This is a genomic window from Bathymodiolus azoricus thioautotrophic gill symbiont, from assembly GCF_001298715.1.
In the GTDB taxonomy this organism is placed as follows: domain Bacteria; phylum Pseudomonadota; class Gammaproteobacteria; order PS1; family Pseudothioglobaceae; genus Thiodubiliella.
Genome location: NZ_CDSC02000342.1, coordinates 1 through 4,412 on the forward strand (window position 1 = coordinate 1; position 4,412 = coordinate 4,412).

Consider the following 4,412-nt stretch of genomic DNA (forward strand, 5'->3'; position numbering starts at 1 on the left):
TTTTTGGATTTGGGTATTCATCTCTACATAAAAGTATACATATTAGGGTATATTTGTTTTCTTATTTTTTATTAATTTTGCATTATGTTTAAAAATTTATTATTTTGGTTGGTTTTAGGTATTTCCTTAACCTCACTTTTTAACCAGTTTGAGATGGGCGAGGATAAAAATGAGATTACTTACTCTCAGTTTATTCAAAGTGTTAAGCAGGGTGATGTTTCTAGCGTCACTATTTCTGGTAACGACATTACTGGTGTCGGTGCAGGTGGCGAGCAATTTAGCACTTATGGCGCTAGAGACTTAGGGCTAATGGGTGATCTATTAAACAACGGTGTGGAGGTGGTTGCTAAACCACCTGAGAAAGATGGATTTTTTAAGCAGTTGGTTATTTCAGTGGCACCAATTTTATTATTGATTGGTGTGATTCTTTACACCATGAAAGGCAGTGGTGGTATGGGTGGCAAAAATCCAATGAATTTTGGCAAATCTAAAGCCAGATTAATCAGCAAAGATGAGTCAGATATCACCTTTAAAGATGTGGCTGGAGTGGAAGAAGCCAAGGAAGATGTTTCAGAGTTGGTTGATTTCTTATCCGACCCTGGCAGATTTACCAAAGTTGGCGGCAAAATCCCCAAAGGTGTGCTTTTAGTGGGCCCGCCAGGCACAGGTAAAACTTTATTAGCCAAAGCCATTGCAGGCGAAGCAGAAGTGCCATTTTTCTTCATTTCAGGCTCTGATTTTGTTGAAATGTTTGTAGGTGTTGGTGCGTCACGCGTTCGTGATATGTTTGAACAAGCTAAGAAAAATGCACCTTGCATTATCTTTATTGATGAGATTGATGCAGTTGGTCGTCAGCGTGGTGCTGGCATGGGCGGTGGCCACGATGAGCGCGAGCAAACACTCAACCAAATGTTGGTTGAGATGGATGGTTTTGAAGGCTCTGAAGGTATTATTGTTATTGCTGCCACTAACCGTCCAGATGTATTGGACCCTGCACTACTTAGACCAGGGCGTTTCGACCGTCAGGTCATGGTTGGTTTGCCAGATATTAATGGCAGAGATGCAATTTTAAAAGTACATATGCAAAAATTACCGATTGCAAAAAATGTCCAATCTATCAATATTGCTAAAGGCACACCAGGGTTTTCAGGTGCAGATTTAGCAAACTTGTGTAATGAGGCTGCATTGATTACCGCAGGTAAGGACAAAAAATTAGTGGGTATGCAAGAGTTCGAAAAAGCCAAAGATAAGATTATGATGGGTGCCGAGAGAAAAAGTATGGTGATGGATGATGCCGAGAAAGAAATGACAGCTTATCATGAAGCAGGGCATGCGATTGTTGGACGCTTGGTGCCTGAGCATGACCCTGTTTATAAGGTTAGTATTATTCCAAGAGGTCGTGCGCTAGGTGTAACAATGTTCTTGCCAGAAAAAGACAGTTACAGCATCTCTAAACGCAAGTTGAATTCTCAAATAGCAGCATTATTTGGCGGGCGTATTGCCGAAGGCTTGATTTATGGTGATGATGCAGTAACCACGGGTGCGAGTAACGACATTGAACGCGCTACTGAGATTGCACATAAGATGGTCAAGCAATGGGGTATGTCAGATATCTTAGGTCCTTTGGCGTATGGTGAAGATGAGGGTGAGGTATTTTTAGGTAAGCAAGTTACTAAACATAAGCACATCTCAGAAGAAACTTTTAAAATTATTGACCTTGAAATTCGTAAAATTATTGATAGCAATTATCAAATGGCTTTAAAAATTTTAAAAGACAATAAAGACATCTTAGTTGAAATGACCAAAGCCTTGATGGAGTTTGAAACCATTGATAAAGCTCAAATTGACGATTTGATGCAGAGAAAACCAATGCGTGAAGCAGCAGCGATTATTGACTCTGATGTTGCTTCTACTGAACTGGGTAAAGGTGGCGCTGATGTATCAGAAGATATAAGTGGTGACTCTACTGAAGAACCATTAAGTGATGGTGGTAGCGAGCAAGTAGCCTAAACCAACCTGGCCTGCCTTTGCTATTATCATGAGTGCAAAAATTATGGGCGTGTTGAATGTAACGCCTGACTCGTTTTCTGATGGCGGACAACATTTTGATATTTCTGATGCGATTCAAAGTGCGCAATGTATGATTAAGCAGGGTGCTGATATTATTGATATTGGCGGTGAATCTACGCGTCCAGATGCTGATCCTACCTTTCTTAAAGAGGAACTTGCGCGTGTTATTCCTGTGATTAAGGCGCTTGCTAAAACTACTGATATTCCCATCTCAATTGACACTTCAAAACCAGAAGTGATGATGCAGGCCGTTGAGTCAGGTGCCAGCATGATTAACGATGTTTGTGCTTTGCGTGTCAATGGTGCGTTAGAAACAGCGAGTGAGTTGGGTGTTGATGTATGCTTGATGCATATGCAAGGCATGCCAAAAAGTATGCAGTTAAGGCCTGTGTATGATGATGTGATAGAAGATATTAAGTATTTTTTTGCAGGTAGGGTTGAAGCTTGTATTGGTGCAGGTATCAGCGAGAGAAAACTTATTTTAGACCCAGGTTTTGGTTTTGGTAAAACCTATGAACACAATTTAAAAATTCTGCGTCGCTTTGAAGAATTCAAAAGTTTTGGCTTGCCACTCTTAGCAGGAATATCGCGCAAAACTATGATTGGGCAAATGCTTGGCGGTAAAAAGGTAGACGCAAGAGTGACAGGTAGTGTTGTGGGGGCTATAATGGCGGTTCAAAACGGTGCGGATATCGTGCGTGTGCATGATGTGGCAGAAACTAAGGATGCATTAATGGTTTTAGGGAGTGTGAGTTGAGTAATTATTTTGGAACAGATGGCATACGAGGCAAAGTTGGCATAAAGCCAATCACAGCGGATTTTTTTTTGAAATTAGGTTGGGCAGTTGGTTCAGTTTTGGCACAAAAAAACGAAAACTCCAGTGTTGTTATTGGTAAAGATACCCGTATTTCAGGGTATTTATTTGAATCTGCGCTTGAAGCAGGTTTTTTATCTGCCGGTGTGGATGTCGGTTTGTTAGGTCCAATGCCAACGCCTGCTATTGCGTATCTCACGCAAACTTATGGTGCCACAGCGGGCGTGGTTATTAGCGCATCGCACAATCATTTTCAAGATAATGGGGTTAAATTTTTCTCCAATAAAGGTTTTAAGCTTAGCGACCAAGACCAAAAGGCTATTGAGAAGCGTTTGAGTGAGCCTATGGTTAGTGTTACCAGTGAAAATATTGGTAAAGCCATTCGTCACGAGCAATCTTTAGGCCGTTACATTGATTTTTGTAAACATACATTTGATAAAAACATTGATTTATCTAGTCTTAATATTGTAATTGATTGTGCGAATGGCGCCACTTATCACATTGCAGAAAATGTATTCGCCGAATTGGGTGCCAATATTGTTGTCATTAACCATCAGCCCGATGGTTTTAATATTAATCTTGATTGTGGCGCCACAGATACCCAGCACTTACAGAAAACTGTATTAGAAAATAAAGCCGATTTAGGTATTGCTTTTGATGGCGATGGTGATCGCTTAATGATGGTGGATAGCAGTGGTGAATTAGTGGATGGTGATGAGTTGGTTTTCATCATTGCTAAGGCCTGGCAAGCGCAAAATAGACTTAAAAATAATACTGTAGTTGGCACACAAATGACCAATCTTGGTGTGCGTCACGGCTATAAAGATTTGGGTATTGATTTTATCGAAACCGATGTGGGTGATAGGTTTGTTATGGAACAAATGCAAAAAAACAATGCTGTTTTAGGTGGTGAAGGCTCAGGACATATTATCTGTCTTGAGCAAACCACCTCAGGTGACGGTATTATTGCTGCCTTGCAAGTGTTGGAGGTGCTTGTTAAAAGTGGTAAGACACTCAATGCATTAAAATCTGAGGTACAAAAATATCCGCAAGTACTCATCAATGTTAAAACCAAAAAAAAGATTAATTTATTACAACATCAAGCCCTGCAAAAAGCCCAACTTAAAGTAGAGAAATCTTTAGGTGAGGCAGGCAGAGTGCTGATTCGTGCCTCAGGTACCGAGCCATTAATTCGAATAATGGTCGAAGGTAGAGACTTGGATTTAGTACAGGAGAGTGCCGAGGTGTTAGCCACTACACTTTCTTAATAAATAATTTTATTTTGTTTTAAATGTAGCAGGATTTTCAATAATGTCCACAGGGGCTGGAGCTGGGGAGCTGAGGTTGGCTTTACTTCTTCTGTGGCACACGCTGTTAGTAGTATGCTGAAAGGTAGTGCTAATAGTAGTTTTTTCATTTTTTATCCTAAGGTTTAATTAATTGCGAAAAATTATAACCTAAATTCAAACTCTAAGTGCACAAAGATAAGGGGATGTAAACATTAATTATCTACCATGAGCCTTTGCAT

At 40.2% G+C, this 4,412-nt stretch carries 4 protein-coding genes; 3 read left to right on the forward strand and 1 reads right to left on the reverse strand.

Annotation, left to right across the window (positions count from 1 at the left end; genetic code table 11):
- Positions 1 to 84 precede the first annotated feature (84 nt).
- The 3 genes from ftsH to glmM are packed head-to-tail and all read left to right on the forward strand — an operon-like array spanning position 85 to position 4,152.
- The gene (ftsH, locus tag BAZSYMA_RS06710) at positions 85 to 2,010 is read left to right on the forward strand and encodes an ATP-dependent zinc metalloprotease FtsH (RefSeq protein WP_090716983.1); all 1,926 of its coding nucleotides are present in this window, start codon (positions 85 to 87) and stop codon (positions 2,008 to 2,010) included.
- Positions 2,011 to 2,038: 28 nt separating this feature from the next.
- Entirely contained in the window at positions 2,039 to 2,827 is a 789-nt protein-coding gene (gene folP / locus BAZSYMA_RS06715) for a dihydropteroate synthase (RefSeq protein WP_090716986.1), read from the forward strand.
- Positions 2,824 to 4,152: a phosphoglucosamine mutase gene (gene glmM / locus BAZSYMA_RS06720; protein ID WP_090716988.1), complete on the forward strand. Its 1,329-nt coding sequence runs from the start codon at positions 2,824 to 2,826 to the stop codon at positions 4,150 to 4,152. Before folP ends, glmM begins: the two co-directional genes overlap by 4 nt.
- Here glmM and BAZSYMA_RS10020 read toward each other — a convergent pair.
- The gene (locus BAZSYMA_RS10020; RefSeq protein ID WP_195910135.1) at positions 4,149 to 4,301 is read right to left on the reverse strand and encodes a putative periplasmic lipoprotein; all 153 of its coding nucleotides are present in this window, start codon (positions 4,299 to 4,301) and stop codon (positions 4,149 to 4,151) included. The two genes, glmM and BAZSYMA_RS10020, sit on opposite strands and share 4 nt — an antisense overlap.
- Between the last annotated feature and the right edge of the window lie 111 nt (positions 4,302 to 4,412).

What these genes read in the sequence shown, in the direction of transcription:
- folP (WP_090716986.1), top strand. Translation starts at nt 2,039, where the DNA reads ATGAGTGCAAAAATTATGGGCGTGTTGAATGTAACGCCTGACTCGTTT.
- ftsH (WP_090716983.1), top strand. Translation starts at nt 85, where the DNA reads ATGTTTAAAAATTTATTATTTTGGTTGGTTTTAGGTATTTCCTTAACC.
- BAZSYMA_RS10020 (WP_195910135.1), bottom strand. Translation starts at nt 4,301, where the DNA reads ATGAAAAAACTACTATTAGCACTACCTTTCAGCATACTACTAACAGCG.